The sequence below is a fragment of the Janibacter sp. YB324 genome, assembly GCF_014217915.1.
GTDB classification, from domain to species: Bacteria; Actinomycetota; Actinomycetes; order Actinomycetales; family Dermatophilaceae; genus Janibacter; species Janibacter indicus.
Genome location: NZ_CP060120.1, coordinates 2187913 through 2207922, shown reverse-complemented (window position 1 = coordinate 2207922; position 20010 = coordinate 2187913). Strand labels below are relative to the sequence as shown.

At 71.3% G+C, this 20010-nt stretch carries 19 protein-coding genes and 3 tRNA genes; 14 read left to right on the top strand and 8 right to left on the bottom strand.

What is annotated here, in order from left to right; translation table 11 throughout:
- Positions 1-36 precede the first annotated feature (36 nt).
- The 3 genes from bcp (at position 37) to H7A72_RS10725 (ending at position 1040) form a co-directional block, all read left to right on the top strand.
- Positions 37-507: a thioredoxin-dependent thiol peroxidase gene (gene bcp / locus H7A72_RS10735; protein ID WP_072625080.1), complete on the top strand. Its 471-nt coding sequence runs from the start codon at positions 37-39 to the stop codon at positions 505-507.
- Between the two features lie 13 nt (positions 508-520).
- Positions 521-823: a DUF3618 domain-containing protein gene (locus H7A72_RS10730; protein ID WP_223277611.1), complete on the top strand. Its 303-nt coding sequence runs from the start codon at positions 521-523 to the stop codon at positions 821-823.
- A 144-nt stretch (positions 824-967) separates the two neighbouring features.
- Positions 968-1040: transfer RNA gene (locus tag H7A72_RS10725), tRNA-Lys, on the top strand.
- Positions 1041-1158: 118 nt separating this feature from the next.
- Here H7A72_RS10725 and H7A72_RS10720 read toward each other — a convergent pair.
- Complete coding sequence (locus tag H7A72_RS10720) at positions 1159-2001, bottom strand: copper resistance CopC family protein (protein ID WP_185220511.1); 843 nt, start codon at positions 1999-2001, stop codon at positions 1159-1161.
- Positions 2002-2110: 109 nt separating this feature from the next.
- On the opposite strand from H7A72_RS10720, the gene H7A72_RS10715 reads away from it, so the two are divergent.
- The 3 genes from H7A72_RS10715 to H7A72_RS10705 all read left to right on the top strand — a co-directional run bounded on the left by H7A72_RS10715 (position 2111) and on the right by H7A72_RS10705 (position 4468).
- Positions 2111-2186 (top strand) — tRNA-His (locus H7A72_RS10715).
- Between the two features lie 214 nt (positions 2187-2400).
- The gene (locus H7A72_RS10710; RefSeq protein ID WP_185220510.1) at positions 2401-3459 is read left to right on the top strand and encodes a phosphatase PAP2 family protein; all 1059 of its coding nucleotides are present in this window, start codon (positions 2401-2403) and stop codon (positions 3457-3459) included.
- Positions 3460-3511: 52 nt separating this feature from the next.
- Positions 3512-4468 carry a bile acid:sodium symporter family protein gene (locus H7A72_RS10705; RefSeq protein WP_185220509.1) on the top strand — a complete coding sequence of 319 codons (957 nt, stop codon included), beginning with the start codon at positions 3512-3514 and terminating at the stop codon, positions 4466-4468.
- 9 nt (positions 4469-4477) lie between these two features.
- On the opposite strand, the gene orn is transcribed toward H7A72_RS10705, so the two are convergent.
- Positions 4478-5107 carry an oligoribonuclease gene (gene orn, locus H7A72_RS10700; RefSeq protein ID WP_185222367.1) on the bottom strand — a complete coding sequence of 210 codons (630 nt, stop codon included), beginning with the start codon at positions 5105-5107 and terminating at the stop codon, positions 4478-4480.
- A 295-nt stretch (positions 5108-5402) separates the two neighbouring features.
- Between orn and H7A72_RS10695 the strand changes: the two genes are divergently transcribed.
- Positions 5403-6800 (top strand): PrsW family intramembrane metalloprotease, encoded by a 1398-nt coding sequence (locus H7A72_RS10695; RefSeq protein ID WP_223277610.1) that lies wholly within the window; start codon positions 5403-5405, stop codon positions 6798-6800.
- Positions 6801-6843: 43 nt separating this feature from the next.
- Here H7A72_RS10695 and H7A72_RS10690 read toward each other — a convergent pair whose 3' ends face one another.
- On the bottom strand, positions 6844-7521 hold the full coding sequence (locus H7A72_RS10690; protein ID WP_185220508.1) for a 4'-phosphopantetheinyl transferase superfamily protein: 678 nt from the start codon (positions 7519-7521) through the stop codon (positions 6844-6846).
- Positions 7522-7599: 78 nt separating this feature from the next.
- Here H7A72_RS10690 and H7A72_RS10685 point away from each other — a divergent pair.
- Positions 7600-7673, top strand: a tRNA-Arg gene (locus H7A72_RS10685).
- Positions 7674-7730: 57 nt separating this feature from the next.
- On the opposite strand, the gene H7A72_RS10680 is transcribed toward H7A72_RS10685, so the two are convergent.
- Positions 7731-8414, bottom strand: coding sequence for a TIGR02206 family membrane protein (locus H7A72_RS10680; RefSeq protein ID WP_185220507.1), 684 nt, complete (start codon positions 8412-8414; stop codon positions 7731-7733).
- Positions 8415-8542: 128 nt separating this feature from the next.
- On the opposite strand from H7A72_RS10680, the gene H7A72_RS10675 reads away from it, so the two are divergent.
- The gene (locus H7A72_RS10675; protein ID WP_084452257.1) at positions 8543-10261 is read left to right on the top strand and encodes a GTPase domain-containing protein; all 1719 of its coding nucleotides are present in this window, start codon (positions 8543-8545) and stop codon (positions 10259-10261) included.
- Positions 10258-11910 (top strand): GTPase family protein, encoded by a 1653-nt coding sequence (locus tag H7A72_RS10670; RefSeq protein WP_185220506.1) that lies wholly within the window; start codon positions 10258-10260, stop codon positions 11908-11910. The genes H7A72_RS10675 and H7A72_RS10670 overlap by 4 nt, the downstream gene beginning before the upstream one ends.
- A gap of 21 nt (positions 11911-11931) precedes the next feature.
- Here the strand turns inward: H7A72_RS10670 and H7A72_RS10665 are convergent, their stop codons facing one another.
- A complete protein-coding gene (locus tag H7A72_RS10665) occupies positions 11932-12564 on the bottom strand; it encodes a maleylpyruvate isomerase family mycothiol-dependent enzyme (protein WP_185220505.1) in 633 nt (210 codons plus the stop codon).
- 145 nt (positions 12565-12709) lie between these two features.
- On the opposite strand from H7A72_RS10665, the gene H7A72_RS10660 reads away from it, so the two are divergent.
- A complete protein-coding gene (locus H7A72_RS10660) occupies positions 12710-13249 on the top strand; it encodes a single-stranded DNA-binding protein (protein WP_072625070.1) in 540 nt (179 codons plus the stop codon).
- Positions 13250-13316: 67 nt separating this feature from the next.
- Entirely contained in the window at positions 13317-14999 is a 1683-nt protein-coding gene (gene ettA / locus H7A72_RS10655; protein ID WP_072625069.1) for an energy-dependent translational throttle protein EttA, read from the top strand.
- Positions 15000-15060: 61 nt separating this feature from the next.
- Here ettA and H7A72_RS10650 read toward each other — a convergent pair whose 3' ends face one another.
- On the bottom strand, positions 15061-16218 hold the full coding sequence (locus H7A72_RS10650; protein WP_223277609.1) for a macrolide family glycosyltransferase: 1158 nt from the start codon (positions 16216-16218) through the stop codon (positions 15061-15063).
- A gap of 92 nt (positions 16219-16310) precedes the next feature.
- Here H7A72_RS10650 and H7A72_RS10645 point away from each other — a divergent pair, with 92 nt between their 5' ends.
- Positions 16311-16916: a pentapeptide repeat-containing protein gene (locus H7A72_RS10645; RefSeq protein WP_072625067.1), complete on the top strand. Its 606-nt coding sequence runs from the start codon at positions 16311-16313 to the stop codon at positions 16914-16916.
- A gap of 13 nt (positions 16917-16929) precedes the next feature.
- On the opposite strand, the gene H7A72_RS10640 is transcribed toward H7A72_RS10645, so the two are convergent.
- The gene (locus H7A72_RS10640) at positions 16930-18012 is read right to left on the bottom strand and encodes an SGNH/GDSL hydrolase family protein (protein WP_223277608.1); all 1083 of its coding nucleotides are present in this window, start codon (positions 18010-18012) and stop codon (positions 16930-16932) included.
- An 84-nt stretch (positions 18013-18096) separates the two neighbouring features.
- Positions 18097-18708: a TetR/AcrR family transcriptional regulator gene (locus H7A72_RS10635; RefSeq protein WP_223277607.1), complete on the bottom strand. Its 612-nt coding sequence runs from the start codon at positions 18706-18708 to the stop codon at positions 18097-18099.
- 82 nt (positions 18709-18790) lie between these two features.
- On the opposite strand from H7A72_RS10635, the gene H7A72_RS10630 reads away from it, so the two are divergent.
- A complete protein-coding gene (locus tag H7A72_RS10630; RefSeq protein WP_084452267.1) occupies positions 18791-19945 on the top strand; it encodes an acyl-CoA dehydrogenase family protein in 1155 nt (384 codons plus the stop codon).
- Positions 19946-20010 lie beyond the last annotated feature (65 nt).

The following is a 20010-nucleotide window of genomic DNA, read 5'->3' as shown; positions in this document are numbered from 1 at the left end:
CCATACTGCATTCCGCCGAGACAGGAGATGCGATCCGTGGGCGAGAGACTCACCCCGGGCGATGCAGCCCCCGACTTCACCCTCCCCGACGACACCGGCGCGCAGGTCACGCTGAGCGACCTGCGCGGCAAGCGCGTCATCGTCTACTTCTACCCGGCGGCGATGACCCCCGGGTGCACCAAGCAGGCCTGCGACTTCAGCGACTCCCTCGAGGCGCTCCGGGCCGCCGACACCGAGGTCGTCGGCATCTCGCCCGACAGTCCCGACAAGCTGGCCCGCTTCCGCGAGCGCGACGGGCTGACCATCACCCTCCTGTCCGACGCGGACAAGTCGGTGATGACGGCCTGGGGCGCTTATGGTGAGAAGAAGTTGTACGGCAAGGTCGTCGAGGGAGTGATTCGCTCGACGATCGTCGTCGGACCCGATGGCGTGGTCACCCACGCCCAGTACAACGTCAAGGCGACGGGCCACGTGGCCCGCATCCGCCGCGACCTCGGCATCGAGTAGGACAGGACCCCACGTGAGCAATGACAACCCGAGCATGACCAAGCTCGAGAACGACATCATCACGACCCGAGACCGACTGGCCCAGACGATCGACGAGCTGACGGTCCGCGCGGCGCCCAAGAACGTCGTCGCCCGGCAGAAGGCGCAGGCCAAGGCCTTCTTCGCCCAGGCGACCCGGACCGAGTCCGGTGAGTTGCGCATGGACCGCGTGGCCATCGCGGCCGCCGCAGTCGTCGGTCTCGTCGTGCTCAAGGCGATCTCCACCAGCCGCAAGCACAAGAAGTGGGAGCGCCAGCGCGCCAAGCGCTCCTGGTGAGCTCTGCACCGCCTCGAAGGGGGTCGCACCGGCGGGTGCGGCCCCCTTCGCCATACCGGGCCGGGCGCCTCGTCAGGCCCCGGCAGCCCTGTCGCGGAGTCGATTTCGTCCCTGCGTCATCGTGGTGCTAATGTTTCTCCTCGCGCGCCAATAGCTCAATTGGCAGAGCAGCTGACTCTTAATCAGCGGGTTCGGGGTTCGAGTCCCTGTTGGCGCACAGTGTCGAAGGCCCGGTTTTCCGGGCCTTTTGCATGTCCGGGACCGGTTGTCCCGTCGACGACGCAGGGCCCCACCGCGATGCGGTGGGGCCCTGCGTCGTGTCGGCCGGGAGCGGGTCAGCCGCGCCACTCCTCGAGGTCGACCTGCTCGTCCTCCTCGGTGTCGCGCCGGCCGCGCAGGGCCAGCCCGATGCCCGCGAGGACCACGAGGACGGCACCGATGATCGCGGCCCAGCCCCAGGCGGGGAAGCCGTCGCTGCTCGAGGTGTCGTCGCCCTCGACGGGCGCCGCGGTGTCGCTGGACGTGCTCGAGCCCTCACCGCTCGGCTCGGTCTCGCCGTCACCGGAGGTGCTCGAGGAGCTGCTGGAACTCGAGGTGCTCGTCGACGACGGCTCGCTCGTCGAGGAGCTCGGGGCGCTCGTGCTCGTCGGAGCCGACGTCGTGGACTCGCTCGGGGGCGGCGGGGTGGTCGCGCTCGAGCTGGGGGAGTCGCTCGTCGCGCCCCCACCCGAGGTCGTGGTCTCGCTGGAGCCGTCGTCCCCGGCGCCGGTGTCACCACCGGGCGGGGCGTAGGTGAAGGAGAGGGACCCGCTGATGGGGTGCCCGTCGGCGCTCACGACCTTGTAGGTGACGGTGTAGGAGCCGGACTTCAGCGAGGACTTGATCGGCTGGTAGACGGTGTTGCCCTCGATCTCGAGGTCCCCGTCGGTGACGTCGGTCGACCCGCTCTTGACGCTCACCTGGTTGAGCCCGTCCTTGATCGGCTCGTTGAAGCGCAGCATGATCTCCGGCGGCGTGGCCGTGAGCGTCGAACCGTCCTTGGGGCTCGAGGCCTCCAGCCGCGCGTGCGCCGCGGCGGGGGAAGCGAGAGTGACCATCGTCGCGAGCATCGCTGCGAGAGCGAGGATCGCGGTCGTGCCACGGGCGAAGGGGGGTGCGGTCCGGGGTGTCGTCGTCACCTGACCCATCGTGCCCGATGTGCCTGCGCGGTCGCTGGAGGTGGGTGGTCATGAGCACCCTCCGAGAGCAGGTACGATGGTCCGCGCTGCCTGAGACAGGCGGTACATGGTGGGTATAGCTCAGCTGGTAGAGCACCGCGTTGTGGTCGCGGGTGTCGCGGGTTCAAGTCCCGTTACTCACCCCAGCAGTCGAACGGCCCCGGGCAACCGGGGCCGTTCGCATGTCCGGGGGCGTCGAGCGGCCCCGGGATCGCGTGTTCTTGGTCACGGGATCAGGTGCGCGATCGGCGTGAACTCCCGATGAACCAGGGCCGTCCGGCGCATCGGCAGGGCACCAATACGACACATTTCGGCACGTCGAGTTAACCTTTGCGACGATTTCAGGCCATTATTGTTCGGATGCAGACCGTACGCAGCTGGCCCTACACCGTTGCTGTGGTCGTCTCGATGCTCGTCGGGGTGGCCGCAGTCGTCGGCACCTACTCTCTCGGGATCCCGATCAAGGACCCCGAGGGCTTCCTCGGCCCCGCATACGTGCGGCTGCCCCTCCTGGCGCTCCTCCTCTTCGGCATCGGCCTGGTCATCGCCGGCGCCCGCCGACGCGGCTGGCGACAGCTGCGGCAGGGCATGGTCGAGGTGGCCCGCTACGAGTGGAGCCTGGGCCGCATCATCTACATCGCGACCGGCCTGCTCACCTTCTACGTCTGCTACGTCGGGTACCGCAACCTCAAGAGCGTCCTGCCTGTCTACCGCGAAGGCGTCCTCTACGACCGCCAGCTGCTCGAGGTCGACAAGTGGCTCTTCGGTGGCACCGACCCGGCCGTGATCCTGCACGCGATCTTCGGTGTCGACCTGACGGCGGGCGTGCTCTCCTTCGTCTACCTGCTCTACCTGCCCCTCGTGCCGATGAGCCTCATGGCCGTGCTCGTCCTGTGCCGTGACCTGGCCGTCGGCGCCTGGTACGCCACCGCGCTCAGCCTCAACTGGGTCCTCGGTGCGATGAGCTACTACGTCCTGCCGGCGCTCGGGCCCATCTACACCCGGCCCGACCTCTTCTCGACGCTGCCCGACACCGGGGTGAGCGACCTGCAACAAGCCCTGTTGAGCAACCGCCTCGAGTTCCTCGCCGACCCGATCGCGAGCGACGCGATCCAGGGTGTCGCGGCCTTCGCCTCCCTGCACGTCTCGGTGACCTTCGCGCTCGCGCTCTTCCTCCAGCGCACCGGCCAGTCGCGCTCGCTGCGGATCGCCGCGTGGACCTTCTTCGGCCTGACCTTCGTCGCGACGATCTACTTCGGCTGGCACTACGTGCTCGACAACCTCGCGGGCGTGCTCATCGGCTACCTCGCCATCGTCATCGGCGGCTGGGCCACCGGTCAGCGCGGCGGCCGGGTCGGCGGTGCCGTGGTGACGACCAAGGAGAGCGAGCCGGCGCCGTCGCTCGTCAACGCCGCCTGATCGACGTCCGTCGGCGGGCGCCCGCGACGCCGCGTGTGTGCGGCGACCGACCGTGAGTTCGCAGCCTGCCGTCGCCACGGCCACCGAGGAGCGCAGCGGCTACATCGCCGTCCTGGTCTTCCACCTGCTCATCGCCGCCGGGGGAGTGATCGGCTACCTGGCCGCTGACACCGTCTCCGGGGCGGCCCCCTTCGTCAACCCGCTGCTCGGGCTCGTGATGTTCACGATGGGTCTGACCCTGCGGCCGGCCGACTTCGCGCTCGTCGTGCGACGTCCGCTGCCGGTCGTCCTCGGGGTGATCGCCCAGTACGTCATGATGCCGTTGTGCGCGGTGCTCGTGGTGAGTCTGCTGGGCCTGCCCTCCGAGCTGGCCGCGGGCGTGATCCTCGTCGGGTGCGCCCCGGGCGGCACCGCCTCCAACGTCGTGTCCTATCTGGCGCGTGGTGACGTGGCTCTGTCCGTGGCGATGACCTCGGTCTCGACGCTCCTCGCCCCGCTCCTCACGCCGCTGCTCACGCTGTGGCTGGCCGGGCGCTACATGCCGCTCGACGGTGCGGGGATGGCCCGCACCATCGTGACGATCGTCCTGCTGCCCGTCATCGCCGGGATCATCGTGCGCCTGCTGCTCGCGCCGCTCGCCGAGGCCCTGCTGCCGGTCCTGCCGTGGCTGTCGGTGGCCGCGATCTCGATCATCGTCGCGATCGTCGTCTCGGGCAGCGCCGACGCCATGCTCTCGGCCGGTGCCCTCGTCCTCGTGGCGGTCATCGCACACAACCTGCTCGGCATGGCGCTGGGCTACGGCGCTGCCACGCTGGCGCGGCTGCCCGTCGCGGCCCGTCGCACCACGGGCATCGAGGTCGGCATGCAGAACTCCGGACTCGCCGCCGGCCTGGCGGCGCAGTACATGGACCCGCTCTCGGCCCTGCCGGGTGCCGTCTTCTCCGTCTGGCACAACGTCTCGGGCGCCCTCTTCGCCGCCTGGTGCCGGCGCCGCGACCGGCGGTCGTAGGACCGCCCGTCAGCCCACCTGGTGGCGCGCGGCGATCTCCTTGAGCTCCGCGGTCTCCAGCCCCGGCTGCGGACGGAAGACCGCCTCGCGGTAGTAGCGCAGCTCGGCGATCGACTCGGTGATGTCGGCGAGGGCGCGGTGGCCACCGTTCTTGTCCGGGGCGGCGAAGTAGGCCCGCGGGTACCACCGTCGGGAGAGCTCCTTGATCGAGGAGACGTCGATCATCCGGTAGTGCAGGTGCGCCTCGAGACCGGGCATGTCACGCACGAGGAAGGCCCGGTCGGTGGCGACGCTGTTGCCTCCCAGGGGCGCCTTGCCCGCGTCGGGGACGACCTGACGGATGTGCGCCAGGACCGCCTCCTCCGCCTCGGCCAGGGTGGTCCCCTCGGCCAGGACGTCGAGCAGTCCCGAGGTCGTGTGCATCTCCCGGACGAAGTCGTTCATCTGCGTCAGCGCGGCCTCCGGCGGGCGGATGATGATGTCGATGCCCTCGTCGAGCTGGTTGAGCTCGTAGTCGGTGATCAGCGCCGCGACCTCGATGAGGGCGTCGTGCTCGAGGGAGAGCCCGGTCATCTCGCAGTCGATCCACACGATGCGCTCGGACGAGTTCGAAGTCGATGAAGTCACGTCCGCCACCATATCCACCGGGGCACGTGGGTAGTCCTCCCCACCGACGCAAGGGAGTTGGCGCACTAGCGTGTAAGCCATGACGACGCCACCTCCTCCGCCCTCCGGGCAGCCTCCGGCTCCCGCCGGGCCTCCGCCGCCCCCTCCGGCCGCCGCCCCCCGGACGGCGACGCCGCCACCGCCGCCCGTGGGTCAGCAGCCCCCGCCGTCTCCGACCGGGCAGCAGCCCCCGCCGCCTCCGGGCCAGCCCGCGCCACCGTCCCAACCGTCCGAGGACACCCTCAGCCGGCGGCTGCTGCGACGTACGGTGCCGGACGAGCCCGAGTGGTACCGCACGGCGACCCGGTCGGTGCTGCTGGCCGAGGAGGAGGCTCGGACCGACTCCCGGGCCGAGGTGCTCGAGCAGCAGCGTGCCTACGAGGAGCAGCAGCGTCTGGCCCAGCAGGCCCAGGCGCAGCAGCAGGCCCAGCAGGCCTACGCCCACCCGGGTGGCGCGCATCAGCAGGCCCAGGCCGCGCTCGCCTACCAGCAGGCACAGCAGGCGGCCTGGCTGCAGCAGCAGAGCTACTCGGCCCACTACGTCACGGCGCAGGCACAGGCCAATCCGACGCCCCGGCCGAGGCTGCGCACGTGGATCCTCAGCGGGATCGTCATCGTGCTCTCCCTCATCGGTGCCGGGCTCATGGCACTGATCATCGGGGCGGAGTCGGGCGTGCTGGCGACCCTGGTCGGCCTGCTCTTCGCCCTCATCCCCCTCGTCTTCGTGCTGCCCCTCTTCCTGTGGCTCGACCGCTTCGAGGCCGAGCCGTGGCGTTACCTCGCCACGGCCTTCCTCTACGGCGCCTTCGGGTCGACCCTCGCGGCGCTCGTCCTCAACTCCCTCGGTGGGTTCGTCCTGATGGGCTACACCGACGCGGAGTCCGCCAACGTGCTGAGCGCGGTCTTCATCGCACCGCTCACGGAGGAGACCTTCAAGGGGCTCTTCCTGCTCGTCATGTGGTGGTTCATGCGCAAGGAGTTCAACGGCCTGACCGACGGCATCGTCTACGCCGGCATCGTCGCCGCGGGCTTCGCCTTCACCGAGAACATCCTCTACCTCGGGCGGGCCCTCGACCAGGGCGGCACCGAGGCACTGCTCGGCACCTTCGCCCTCCGCGGGCTCGTCAGCCCCTTCTGCCACCCGATGTTCACCGCCATGACGGGCATCGGGGTCGGCATGGCCTCGCTGTCGCGCCAGACCCCGGTGAAGATCATCGCTCCCTTCGTCGGGTGGTGCGCGGCGGTGCTGCTCCACGGCCTGTGGAACCTCGGCGCCTCCGCCGGCGTCACCGGGCTCGTCGTCAACCTCTCCTTCGGCTTCGTGGTCTTCGTCGTCTTCGTGGCCTTCGTCGTGTGGACCCGCCAGCGTGAGGGCAAGGTCATCGGTCAGCACCTGCTGCCCTACGCCGACTCCGGGTGGATCTCGCGCGACGAGGTCTCGATGCTCGCGTCGATGAAGGAACGGCGGGTGGCCCGCCGCTGGGCCCGGGCACGTGGTGGCAGCAGTGCCGTGCAGTCGATGCGCTCCTTCCAGGACACCGCCTCCGAGCTCGCGCTGCTGCGCTTCCGGACGTTGCGCCACGAGGCGGACCACGAGTCGCTGCACAAGGAGCGGGTGCTCCTGGACTCGATGACGGCCCGGCGACGGGAGTTCGCCGGAGCCTGACCGTGCCGGCGGGAGCAGCCCGGCCGATGCGGGTCGGGGCGGGTCAGACCGCCTCGACCCGCAGGTCGTCCTCGGTGAGGGCGGCGACGGCCGCCCGGTGGTCGGGCGTCGTCGGGTCGACGTCGGCGAGGGCGATCATCGGTGGGCGGGGCTCGCCGGCGCGCCAATCGACGAGCCGCGCCGGGTCGCGCGGAGCGGACACGAGAACCTCGGAGGGGTCGACAACCAGGCCACGACCGGTGGCCTTGAGCACGGCCTCCTTGCGGGCCCACACCCGGGCGCGTGCGACGAGCAGGTCGTGCCCGTCGAGTCCGTCGAAGCCGGCCACCTCGTCGCGGGCCAGGGTCGCCGCGGCGAAGCCCTCGAAGTCGGCGTCGGTGAGGTCCTCGATGTCGACCCCGACCTCGACCCCCTCGGCGACGGCGACGATCGCGCTCGCACTGGTGTAGGAGAGCGAGAAGTGCCAGTCGGGGACGTCGCGCAGGCTCGGCTTGCCGTGCTGCTCGCTGCCGCAGGTGGTGCAGCGGCGGGCGAAGGCCAACCCGGCGGGGTCGCGGTCGAGGAGCTCGCCGAGCACCCGGCGCACCAGGGCATGACCCGTGACGAAGGGAGCTGCCTCCCGTTTGCGCCCGGCCCGCGCCCGCTCGCCGTCGTCGAGGATCGCCAGGTCGTCGGGGGAGTCGGTGACTCCCCTCTCGCGCACCACGATCCGGACGGACATGGTGCCGATGATGGCAGGTCGTCCCGCTCATTACACTGAAGCCGCCCGGGTCGTGGACACGTCCGTTCACCCGGGCATGCCTCCGTAGCTCAGCTGGACAGAGCAAGGGCCTTCTAATCCCTAGGTCGCAGGTTCGAGTCCTGCCGGGGGCGCCGACCTCCTCGGCGCCGATCTCGTCGACGCCGCTGCCGCCCGTCAGCCGGTCGTCGTCACCGGTGCTGGCGGGTCCACGGCCAGGTCATCAGGGCCCACACGAGGGCGACGATGACGACCTCCACGGCGAGGTAGACCGGCCACGGGCCGAGGAGGTCGAGCAGCGATCCCGTGCCCGGCTTGCCGTTGACGAAGCCGTAGTTGGTACCGAGCAGCAGGTTGAGCGGGTAGAGCACGAGCATCCAGGTCGCGGTGAGCGCCACCGTGCGGCGGTAGCCCGACCAGTCCGGCCGGTGACCCAGCCCGAAGGTGAGGAAGACGGCGGCCCAGACGACGAGGATGTGCATGGCCCAGAAGACGACGAACCGCGGGTCGGGGAAGTCGGCGGCCAGCGCCGGGGTGACGAGTGCCTGCGGCGTGAGGAGCAGTCCCCACAGGTAGGTCACGCAGATCGCGGTGTGGTTGCGGGTCCACAGGGCGATGACGGCGACGAGCGCCGCCAGGTCGCACAGCTGCAGCGGCAGGCTGACCCCGAGCTGGAAGTTGCCCGGCAGATGGTCGAGGACCTGCAGCGGCAGCACCGCCGCGACGAGGACGAGCGCGAATCCTCGGGCGACCGGCTGGGGGTGCGCACGGGCGAGGCGACCCAGCAGCACCATCAGCGGGAGCCCCACGAGGCAGATCCCGATCATCGCCAGGTGGGAGGTGCCCATCGCCTCGAAGCGGTCCGCGCCGGTCATGGCCCGATCCTCCCGCGGCGAGGGGCGAAGGGGGTGAGTACCTCGCCCCATCATCGGTCCGGGCCCGACGCGCGCACGGGTGCGCGTCCACGTCGAGCCGACCCCCTTCGCTGGATAGGGTGTGCCGCATGGGTGAGATGCCGAGGGGACAGGACGACAGCAGCCTCCTGACCCGGGTGACGGCGCTGCGTGACGAGGTCGAACGAAGCCGGCTGACGCTCGATCTGCCGAGCACCCGGCAGGCGCAGTCCGAGCGGCAGGCGCTGCTCGACCAGCTCGACGACTACGTGATCCCCAGACTCCAGTCGATGGACGCCCCGCTGCTCGCCGTCGTCGGTGGGTCGACGGGGTCGGGCAAGTCCACCCTCGTCAACTCCATCCTGCGCCGTGAGGTGAGCCGTTCGGGCGTGCTGCGCCCGACGACGACGAGTCCCGTGCTCATCCACCACCCCGACGACGAGCGGTGGTTCCGCGACGCGCGGGTCCTCCCTTCGCTCGCCCGGGTCACCGGGGGCGACGCCGAGCCGCAGCCCGGCACCGTCCGGCTCACCCCGTCGACGACGCTGCCGCCGGGCATGGCGATCCTCGACGCACCCGACATCGACTCGGTCGTCTCGGCCAACCGCGAGCTGGCGGCGCAGCTGCTGTCCGCTGCCGACCTGTGGCTCTTCGTCACGACGGCCGCGCGCTACGCCGACGCGATCCCGTGGCAGCTGCTGCGGCAGGCCTCCGACCGGGGGACCGCCGTCGCGATCGTCCTCGACCGCGTCGACCGTCCCGCGATGACCGACGTGCGCTCCCACCTCATCGAGATGCTGCGCGAGCAGGGGCTCGAGACGGCGCCGGTCTTCGCGGTGCCCGAGACCGAGCTGGATCCGCAGGGCCTGATCCCCGAGCCCGACATCGAGCGCGTGCGCGGCTGGCTCACCGCCCTGGCCGGCGACCAGCGGGCCCGCACGATCGTCATCCGGCAGACCCTGCAGGGGGCCCTGCGCTCGCTCGACGGGCGGGCGGCCGCGGTCATCGACGCGGCGCGGTCCCAGCGCGAGCAGACCACCTCGCTGACCCAGGTCGCCTACGACGCCTACGACACCGCCGAGCAGGGCGTGAGCGACGGCATGCAGGACGGCCAGCTGCTGCGCGGCGAGGTGCTCGCCCGGTGGCAGGAGTTCGTCGGGACGGGCGAGTTCTTCCGCAAGGTCGAGAAGGGCGTCTCACGCCTGCGCGACCGGGTCACCTCGGCCGTCTCCGGCGGGCCGCCACCGGCCGCCGAGCTCGACCAGGCCCTGCACACCGGGGTCAGCGCCCTGATCCTCGCCGAGGCCGACACCGCCGCGGCGACCATCGCCCGGACCTGGCGTGGCACCGAGGCCGGCCCCGTCGTCCTCGACGACCACCCCGAGCTCGGCCACTCGTCGCGCGGCCTCGAGAGCGACGTCGAGCGGCTCGTGCGTGACTGGCAGGGCGACGTCCTCGACATCGTGCGGGCCGAGGGCGGCAACCGCCGCACCAATGCCCGCATCGCGGCCTACGGGGTCAACGGCATCGGCCTGTTCCTCATGCTCGTCTCCTTCGCCCACACCGGCGGCGTGCTCGTCGCCCCCGAGGTGGCCATCGCCGGCGGCACGACCGCCCTCGCACAAAAGGTCCTCGAGGCGATCTTCGGTGACCAGGCCGTGCGCGACATGGCCCGCAAGGCGCGCCAGCTGCTCCTCGACCGGGTCGTCGAGCTCTACGCCGCCGAGCGCGACCGCTACACCGCGGTGGTCGGTGACCTCAGCGTCAGCGAGGCCCAGATCCGCCGGCTCGAGCAGGCGGCTGCCGCGGTCGGGGAGGAGACCCGATGAGCCCGCGCAATCCCCTTCGCCGTGGTGACACCCCGCAGGCCCTGACGGTCGACGAGCTGAGCGCCCGCGCCGATGCCCTGGCCGGCGCCGTCGAGACGGGCGGCGAGCGGTTGGAGCGTGAGGCGGCGCAACGGGCGACGGCCGTCGTCGACAAGGTGCGCGAGCGCAACTCCCTCGTCGGCGGCCACACCGTCGTCGCGCTCGCCGGGGCGACCGGGTCGGGCAAGTCCTCGCTCTTCAATGCCCTCGTCGGGGCGGACATCGCCCGGGTCGGGCAGCGGCGTCCCACGACGTCGACGCCGACCGCCGCGGTGTGGGGGACCGAGCCGGCAGGAGCGCTGCTCGACTGGCTCTCCGTGGGCACCCGACACCACGTCCCCGAGCCCGGCGACCTCGACGGTCTGGTCCTGGTGGACCTCCCCGACTTCGACTCGCGCGAGTCGGCCCACCGCGAGGAGGCGCAGCGGATCCTCGAGCTCGTCGACGTCTTCGTGTGGGTGACCGACCCGCAGAAGTACGCCGATGCGGTGCTCCACGACGACTACGTCGCCGTGCTGCGCGACTACGGGGCCGTGACGATCGTCGTGCTCAACCAGGTCGACCGGCTGCCGGCCGGTGGCGAGGAGCAGATCGCCGCCGACCTGGCGCGCCTGCTCGAGCGTGACGGGCTCCAGCAGCACGAGGTCATCGGCACCTCGACCCGCACCGGGGTCGGCCTCGACGCACTTCGCTCACGGCTGCACGACGCCGTCGAGCAATCCGACGCCGCCCGCCACCGGCTGGGCGCCGACCTGCGCACCGCGGCCGGCGGCCTGCTCGACTCGGTGGGGGAGAGCGGCGCCGGGGTGCCCGACCGCGCCCGCGACGAGCTCGTCGACGCGCTCGCCCGCAGCGCCGGGGTCCCGACCGTCGTCGACGCCGTCGCCCGCGACTTCCGGATGGAGTCGTGGGCCCGCACCGGGTGGCCCTTCACCCGCTGGGTGCGCGCCGTCCGCCCGGCACCGCTCAAGCGGCTGCGGCTCGACCGCGATGTCGCGGGGTCACCGGACATCACCGAGCAGGACGTACGTGCCGTGCTCGGTCGTTCCTCGATTCCGTCGCCGGCGCCGGCGGCCCGAGCCGCGGTCGACCTCGCCGCCCGGCGCATCGGTACCAGTGCCGGCGAGGGGCTGCCGACGCGGTGGGCCGACGCGGTCGCCGACGCTGCGCGCCCTGCCGACGCCGACCTCGCCGACGAGCTCGACCAGGCGGTGCTGCGCACCTCGCTGCGGGGTCGCAAGCCGCTCTGGTGGGCGGTCCTCGGCCCGCTGCAGGTCGTGCTCGCGCTCGCGGCGCTGGCCGGGCTCGTGTGGCTCGTCGTCATCGCGCTCGCGGGGTGGCTGCAGCTACCCGACGTCCCGACCGCCGACATCGGACCCTTCGCGATGCCCTTCCTGCTGCTCGTCGGCGGCCTGCTCGCCGGACTGCTGCTCGCGGCGATCGCGCGCTGGCTGGCCGCGATCGGTGCCCGCAAGCGGGCCGCGACGGTCGACAAGCGGTTGCGTCGGGCGATCGGCGAGGTAGGCGATGCCCGCGTCGTCGAGCCGGTCGAGCAGGTGCTCTCCCAGCACGACCGGACCCGCGCGGGCATCGAGCGCGCCCTGGGGTGAGGACACCCGGCGCCGTGGGGCTCAGCCCGACGGGAGCAGGGCTGTGCCCTCACCGGTGAGCCCGTGGGCGGCGCGGGCCCGGCCGGCGCAGACCATGAGCAGCTCGAGGACCGGACCGGTCAGCTCTGGCCCGTCACCGCGGACCCAGTCGACGTCTGTGGCGACCATGTGCACGCCGCGCACGAGTCGCCATCCGCCGAGGAGCGAGCTGAGCAGACGGCACCGGTCAGCGGCGACGGCGGCGGCCTCGGGGTCGGGGTCGTGCGAGCGCCCCAGCGGACGCAGCACGTCCTGATGGTGCACGAGCGCGTCCACCAGCGGCTCGACGGCCGTCGTCACGGGGACGTGCCGGGTCGAGTCGGCGTAGGTGGCGAAGTCGGCGAGCACCTGCTCGGGCGTGCGCGTCGCACCGAGGCGCTGGACCTCGCGCCGGATCATCGAGTTGTAGCCACGACCGAGGTTGCGCCCGAGCATCCCGGGCAGCTGCGCCCAGCCGATCTGCGGGTTGGAGATGACATGGGCGGCGACGTCCTTGACGCTCCAGCCCGCGCACAGCGACGGGTGCTCCCACTCCTCGGGGGTCAGGCTCTCGAGGGTGGCGGCCATCGCCGCTCGCTCCTCGTGGATGAGCGCCCAGAGGCGGGTCCGGTCCATGCCCACGATCTTCCTCGTCCCCAGTCCTGAGCGGTAGACCCCGGTCGTCCACAACCTGCGTCGCGCGAGGCCGCGCCCCCTTCGTCTCGGTGAGTCTGGGTGCACGGACCCGCCGACCGCGGTGGGTGGGGAGAGAGGACAGATCATGAACGAAGTCGAGATCACCGTCGCCGGCCGAGTCGTCGCCGACCCGGAGCACCGGGAGACCGGTCAGGGGCGGACCTTCACGACCTTCCGCATCGCCTCGACGGTGCGTCGGCGCAACCGCGAGGGGGTCTTCGTCGACGTGTCGACGAGCTTCTACAACGTCGCGGCCTTCCGCTCGCTGGGGATGAACTCGCACGGCTCGCTGCGCAAGGGCGACCCCGTCGTCGTCCACGGTCGGTTGACCATCAACTCGTGGCAGCGGGCCGACGACTCCTGGGGCAGCTCGGCCGACATCGAGGCGGTGAGCGTCGGGCACGACCTGACCTTCGGCACCACCGAGTACGCCAAGGCCGCCCGGGGTGTCGTCGACAGCCTCGCGCAGGAGGCCGGCGCGCACGGCCTGGACCGGATGACCGAGCGCTACGAGCAGGGCGAGGGCCCTGCGTGGGGCGGCCCGGCACCGTCGACCACGCCGGACGGTGAGACCTCCGCCGGCGAGGGCGAAGGGGAGGACACGCCCGTCGCCGTGCCGGCCTGACCGGTCGGTCGGGGCGCGGAGCCGGGGAGGATTCGGGCGAGGGGGCAGGAGTGGATAGCCTGCCCCCATGGCCGACTACATCTACACCATGGTCCGTGCGCGCAAGGCGCACAACGAGAAGGTCATCCTCGATGACGTCTCGATGTCCTTCTTCCCCGGAGCCAAGATCGGGATGGTCGGGCCCAACGGGGCCGGAAAGTCGACCATTCTCAAGATCATGGCCGGGCTCGACCAGCCGAGCAACGGCGAGGCGCAGCTCAAGCCGGGCGCGACCGTGGGCATCCTGCTGCAGGAGCCGCCGCTCAACGAGGACAAGACCGTCCTGGGCAATGTCGAGGAGGGCGCGGGCGAGATCAAGGCCAAGCTCGACCGCTACAACGAGATCTCCGAGCTGATGACCGAGCCCGACGCCGACTTCGACGCGCTCATGGACGAGATGGGCAAGCTCCAGGAGGACATCGACCACGCCGATGCCTGGGACCTCGACTCCCAGCTCGAGCAGGCGATGGACGCGCTGCGCTGCCCGCCGCCGGACGCCGACGTCACCGTGCTCTCCGGTGGTGAGCGCCGCCGCGTCGCGCTGTGCAAGCTGCTCCTGCAGAAGCCCGACCTGCTCCTGCTCGACGAGCCGACCAACCACCTCGACGCCGAGTCCGTGCTCTGGCTCGAGCAGCACCTCGCGTCCTACCCGGGCGCCGTCGTCGCCGTGACGCACGACCGCTACTTCATGGACAACGTCGCGCAGTGGATCGCCGAGGTCGACCGCGGCCGGCTCTACCCCTACGAGGGCAACTACTCGACCTACCTGGAGAAGAAGCAGGAGCGCCTGCAGATCCAGGGCAAGAAGGACGCCAAACTCGCCAAGCGGCTGAAGAACGAGCTCGAGTGGGTGCGTTCCAACCCCAAGGCCCGCCAGACGAAGAACAAGGCGCGTCTCGAGCGCTACGAGGAGATGGCGGCCGAGGCCGACCGGACCCGCAAGCTCGACTTCGAGGAGATCCAGATCCCGCCGGGCCCGCGCCTGGGCAGCAAGGTCATCGAGGTCAAGGGCCTGAAGAAGGGCTTCGACGACCGCGTGCTCATCGAGGACCTGTCCTTCTCCCTGCCGCGCAACGGCATCGTCGGCATCATCGGTCCCAACGGCGTCGGCAAGACCACGCTCTTCAAGACCATCGTCGGCATCGAGGAGCCGGACGCGGGCGTCGTCGACATCGGCGACACGGTCAAGCTCTCCTACGTCGACCAGAACCGCGGCGGCATCGACCCGGAGAAGAACGTCTGGGAGGTCGTCTCCGACGGGCTCGACCACATCCAGGTCGGCCAGGTCGAGATCCCCTCGCGTGCCTACGTCAGCCAGTTCGGCTTCAAGGGTCCGGACCAGCAGAAGAAGTCGGGCGTGCTCTCCGGTGGTGAGCGCAACCGTCTCAACCTGGCGCTGACGCTCAAGCAGGGCGGCAACGTCCTGCTCCTCGACGAGCCGACCAACGACCTCGACGTCGAGACCCTGGGTTCGCTCGAAAATGCGCTGCTCGACTTCCCGGGCTGTGCCGTGGTCATCTCCCACGACCGGTGGTTCCTCGACCGCGTCGCGACGCACATCCTCGCCTACGAGGGCACCGAGGAGAACCCGGCGAGCTGGTACTGGTTCGAGGGCAACTTCGAGGGCTACGAGGCCAACAAGATCGAGCGCCTCGGCGAGGAGGCGGCGCGTCCGCACCGCGTGACGCACCGCCGCCTGACCCGCGACTGAGGTCTCGCCGCACGACGACGGGCGCTCACCCCTGCCGGGGGCGGGCGCCCGTCGCGTTGGGCTACCGCAGCTCGGCCTCGACGAGGTCGGCCGCCCGTGAGGTGCCCCCCTCGGCCCGTGTCTGGTGTGCCAGCTCGGCCAGCCGAGCGGCGACGTCGCGGTCCGCGAGGAGCTCGTCGCCCGCGGTACGCAGGGCCTCGGCCGTCGCGTCGGCGGTGTCGATCCGCCGCGCCACGCCGAGCCCGACGAGGGTGTCGGCATTGGCGAACTGGTCGACGTCCTGCGGGACGGCGATCATCGGGGTCGCGGTGAGCAGGCCCTCACCGGAGCCGCCCATCCCGGCATGGGTGACGAAGAGGTCGGCCTCGCGCAGGATCGCCAGCTGGGGCACCCACCGGTGGACCTCGACGCCGTCGGGGAGCGCACCCAGCACGTCGATGTCGACCCGTCGCCCGACCTGCAGCACGAGGTGCCAGCCGGGGCGACCGCCGAAGGCGGCCACGCACTCCCGGTAGAAGTCCGGCTGATCGGTGTAGCTGGAGCCGAGCGAGACGAGCACGACGACCTCGGCGCCGTCCGGGCGCTGCCACGACCCCTGGTCGGCGCGCTCGCCGATGCAGGGACCGACGAAGGAGGTCCGCCGCTCGTCGACCCGGTCGGCGTGTGGTTGCATCGCCCGGGGGACCAGGGCCAGCGCCCGGGGAGGGGTGCCGGCGAAGGCGTCCGGGTCGTGCGTCGTGGCCCCCGACCTCTCGAGCCAGGTGGCGAAGTCCGCCCGGTACTCCGCGGCGCCGGGCAGCGCCATGATCTGGTCGCCGACCTCCTGCGCGTAGCCCTCCCAGGCGACATAGGTCGGTGACAGCTGGACGAAGGGAGCCCCCTGCGCCTCGGCGAGCACGCGCCCTCCGTAGCCACCGATGTCGGCGAGGTAGAGGTCGGCGGGGTCGGCGGTGAAGTGCTCGCGGACCTGCTCCAGACCCTGCACGGCGTCCTCGAGGAAGATCCGCATGGCGGCGATCGGGTCGTCCGGCCAGTCGCCCTCGGGCAGGGTCGAGGTGCACGGCACGAGCTGCGCCCCCGTGTCCTCGACCAGCTCGCGCTGGTGCGGGTCGTTGACGACGCTCACCCGGTGCCCGCGGGCAACGAGCTCGCGCAGGATCTCCAGGCTGGGCAGGGTGTGGCTGACGGCGTCGACGCCGAACATCGCGATGTGGGCCATGCCCCGATGGTCGCCCCGGGGACGGGCGCGACGCCAGCGAGTTTCGGGCTGGGTCGGGTCTCGCTGTCGCCCCACGTCGGTAGCGTGCCGTCATGCCCACACTCGCCGAGCAGGTCGACGGACGCACGAGCATCGTCGACGAGGTCCTCACCGGGTCGATGGGGGAGGGCGAGGTCCTCTCGGGGGTCGAGCTGGTCGGGTGCACCCTGCGCGACGCCCAGCTGGCCGGAGCCACGCTCGCCGGCGTCCGACTGGAGGGCTGCGCCCTCGAGCGGGTCGACCTCTCGCGCGTGCGCCTGCCCGACGCGGTCGTCGACGGCTGCACCTTCACCGGGTGCAAGGCGCTCGCGACCTCGTGGTCGATGCAGCGGGCCCCGGTCCTGGCTCCGGACCCGTCGACCTGGGTCGAGTGCCAGCTGGCCATGGGCAGCTTCGGCGGGCTCGACCTGAGCGGCGCGCGCTTCGAGCGGTGCGTGCTCACCGACGCCGACTTCGACGAGGCCGTCCTGCGCGAGGCCGTCCTCGACGACTGCTCGCTGGCGGGGGCCCGCTTCGTGCGGGCCGACCTGCGCGAAGCCGACCTGCGCACCGCCCGCGACTACGTGATCGACGTGGGCGATGCGCGGGTTGCCGGGCTGCGGGTCGACGCGGTCGGCGCGCTCGGTCTCCTCGCCCCCTTCGGCGTCGTCGTCGGCTGAGGCCGGGGCTGGCTCAGCGGTGCTCGGCCGCCTGGCGGGCCGACCAGACCCGGTCTGCGGCGGTGATGCTCGCCGGGGATTCCAGGTCCACCCCGGCCCTCGCGGCGGCGCGGCGCACCCGCGGAGAGTCGAGGTCAGGCAGCCGCACCGTCTTGGGCTTGATCGTGGAGTCGAGGTCGGCCCGTGCGCGCTGGCGCGTGGCCTGCGCGTCCCCGCCGGCCTCCGCCCGCCGCTCGACCTCCTGGGTGACCGCGACCGCGGACCCGCTGATCGAGGACGAGACGAGCGGGGTGTAGCCGTCGCGGTGACCGGCGACATTGGGGTGGTAGCTCTCGACAATCGGGTCGGACAGCCCGTTGAGCCACTCGGGGTCGTCGCAGACCGCGTGACCGGTGAAGGCAGAGGTCGGGTTGACGAAGGTGAAGCCCGCGGACTGCGCGGCCGAGCGCAGCCGGGAGTTGAGCAGGTCGGCGGTGGCGTTGAGCCGGGTCTGCTCCTCGGGGCTGAACCACGTGAGGGCATTGCAGTCCTCGCCCATGAAGACCCGCGGGTAGCCGACGACCACGACCCCGGCGTTGGGCGCCTTGCTGCGGATCGAGCCGTAGAGCGTCCCCAGCCGCCCCGGGAGGGTGCCATCGATGAAGGTCTCGGCGTTGTCGATCGCGCCATTGCAGTCACTGGCCCAGCCGGGCATCGCGCACTCGGTGAGCACGTGGGCGAAGCCCGCATCGTTGCCGCCGACCGAGATGCTCACCCGGTCCGTCGAGGTGCTGAGCGCCGCCAGCTGCGTCGCGGTGACATCGGCGGTCGTGGCGCCGGAGCAGGCGCGCAGGTCGAGGTCCAGCCCACCGGCCGCCGCCGTGAGCGAGGGGTAGGCGAGCGTCGAGCGCAGGCACGAGGTGCCGTCGTCGAGGTACTGACGGGTCCCCGTGCCCGAGGAGTAGGAGTCGCCGAGGGCGACGTACTCGTCGCCCGGAGCGGCCTGTGCGGAGGCCGGTGCCGACAGTGCGGCGATGGTCAGGGCGATGGCCGTGGTGGCGAGCGGACGGGACACGTGCATGCCGGGCTGCTCGGGGGGCGATGTGGTGTGGCTCACGTCGCACGCTAGGGCGCACCGAAGGGGGGTGCCCGCCGACCTGACGAAGTCCGGATGGACTCCTGACCGAGTCCGGACGCCTGCTCAGTCCTCGCGCGCCCCGACGAGACGCAGCGCGAGGGTCGCGTAGGTGCGACCGATCTGCTCGGGCGTGGTGCGCTTGATGCCCGGGTGGTACCAGCGGGCGACGTCGACGACGAGGGAGAGCGCGGCCAGTGCGGTGGCCCGGGTGTCGGTGACGTGGAAGTCACTGGAGGCGACGCCCTCGGCGATGATCCGCTCGACGACGCCGTCGATCTCGCGACGCAGGGTGAGCACCTCGCGCTGGTGGTCGGGGGAGAGGTGGCGGAACTCGTACTGCACGATCCGCGCGACCTGGTGCTGCTCGGCGTGCCAGCGGGCGAAGGCCGAGATGACCTCGGCGAGGGCATGGGGCGGCGAGTCGGCCGCTGCCGCCGCGGCGGCCAGGTCGTCGCGGGCTGCCTCGTGGCCGACCCGGCTGAGCTGGAAGAGCAGGTCCTCCTTGCTCGTGAAGTGGACGTAGACGCCGGCTGGCGACAGCCCCGCGCGGGAGGCGATGTCGCGCGTGGTGGTCGCGTGGAATCCCTTGTCGGCAAAGGCATCCGCGGCCGCCTCGAAGAGGCGCACGACCGTCGGGTTGCTGTGCTCGGGCAGGGAGGGTGTCGGCGTCGTCACGGTTGACAGCATGCCCGCCGGAGGCGAGACTAAGCAAGCGCTTAGTCCGTTCTGCACGTCACGTCCCAGAAGAGGTGGACACATGCCCCGCAACATCTACGACGAGGACCACGAGGCCTTCCGCAGCTCCGTCAAGGAGTTCGTCGACCGCACCCTCGTCCCGCGCGCCGAGTCGATGATCGCCGAGCACTCCATCCCGCGTGAGGTGTGGCTCGAGGCCGGCAAGCAGGGCTTCTTCGGTCTGACCATCCCCGAGGAGTTCGGCGGGGCGGGCATCGACGACTACCGCTTCAACGCGGTCCTCGCCGAGGAGCTGGCGAAGTTCAACGTCGCGGTCTCCTCCTGCTTCGGCATCCACGCCGACATCACCGCGCCCTACATCGTCGCCCTCGGGACCGAGGAGCAGAAGCAGCGCTGGCTCCCGCAGGTCGCCACCGGCGAGAAGATCCTGTCCATCGGCATGACCGAGCCCAACGGTGGCTCGGACCTCGCCGCCCTGAAGTCCACCGCGGTCAAGGCCGACGACGGTTCCGGCGACTGGATCATCAACGGCTCCAAGACCTTCATCACCAACGGTCACCAGTGCGACCTCGCGGTGGTCGCGATCCGCACCGACCCGAGCAAGGGCCCCAAGGGCATCTCGCTCTTCGTCCTCGAGAAGGAGGACGAGGGCTTCACCAAGGGCAAGCCCCTCGACAAGGTCGGCCAGCCCGAGTCCGACACCTCCGAGCTCTTCTTCGACAACGTGCGCGTCCCCGCGGACCGTCTCCTCGGCCCCGAGGGCATGGGCTTCATCTCGATGATGCAGAAGCTCCCGCAGGAGCGTCTCGGCAATGCCGTCGGCTGCGTCGCGCACGCCGCCCAGATCCTCGGCGAGACGATCGAGTACACCAAGGAGCGCAAGGCCTTCGGTCAGCCGATCGGCTCCTTCCAGCACAACAAGTTCAAGATCGCCGAGCTCGTCACGAGCATCGAGGTCGCCCAGGCCTACGTCGACGACTGCGTCGCGGCGCACGCCGAGGGCAAGCTCTCCGCCGTCGACGCCGCCAAGGCGAAGTGGTGGGCCGCCGAGACCCAGAGCAAGGTCCTGGACGAGTGCGTGCAGCTGCACGGCGGCTACGGCTACATGAACGAGTACCGCGTGGCCCGCGCCTGGCGCGATGCCCGGATCAACAAGATCTGGGCGGGCACCAACGAGATCATGAAGGAGCTCATCGGCCGCGACCTGGGCCTGTGACGCCAGACGCATGCGAGGTCGTGGGCGACGAAGGAGCCTGCGGCTGCGCGGAGTCGGCGGAGCGG

What these genes read in the sequence shown, in the direction of transcription:
- H7A72_RS10710 (WP_185220510.1), top strand. Translation starts at nt 2,401, where the DNA reads ATGCAGACCGTACGCAGCTGGCCCTACACCGTTGCTGTGGTCGTCTCG.
- H7A72_RS10680 (WP_185220507.1), bottom strand. Translation starts at nt 8,414, where the DNA reads ATGACCGGCGCGGACCGCTTCGAGGCGATGGGCACCTCCCACCTGGCG.
- H7A72_RS10665 (WP_185220505.1), bottom strand. Translation starts at nt 12,564, where the DNA reads ATGGACCGGACCCGCCTCTGGGCGCTCATCCACGAGGAGCGAGCGGCG.
- H7A72_RS10675 (WP_084452257.1), top strand. Translation starts at nt 8,543, where the DNA reads ATGGGTGAGATGCCGAGGGGACAGGACGACAGCAGCCTCCTGACCCGG.
- H7A72_RS10690 (WP_185220508.1), bottom strand. Translation starts at nt 7,521, where the DNA reads ATGTCCGTCCGGATCGTGGTGCGCGAGAGGGGAGTCACCGACTCCCCC.
- H7A72_RS10650 (WP_223277609.1), bottom strand. Translation starts at nt 16,218, where the DNA reads ATGGCCCACATCGCGATGTTCGGCGTCGACGCCGTCAGCCACACCCTG.
- ettA (WP_072625069.1), top strand. Translation starts at nt 13,317, where the DNA reads ATGGCCGACTACATCTACACCATGGTCCGTGCGCGCAAGGCGCACAAC.
- H7A72_RS10660 (WP_072625070.1), top strand. Translation starts at nt 12,710, where the DNA reads ATGAACGAAGTCGAGATCACCGTCGCCGGCCGAGTCGTCGCCGACCCG.
- H7A72_RS10645 (WP_072625067.1), top strand. Translation starts at nt 16,311, where the DNA reads ATGCCCACACTCGCCGAGCAGGTCGACGGACGCACGAGCATCGTCGAC.
- H7A72_RS10630 (WP_084452267.1), top strand. Translation starts at nt 18,791, where the DNA reads ATGCCCCGCAACATCTACGACGAGGACCACGAGGCCTTCCGCAGCTCC.
- H7A72_RS10670 (WP_185220506.1), top strand. Translation starts at nt 10,258, where the DNA reads ATGAGCCCGCGCAATCCCCTTCGCCGTGGTGACACCCCGCAGGCCCTG.
- orn (WP_185222367.1), bottom strand. Translation starts at nt 5,107, where the DNA reads ATGGTGGCGGACGTGACTTCATCGACTTCGAACTCGTCCGAGCGCATC.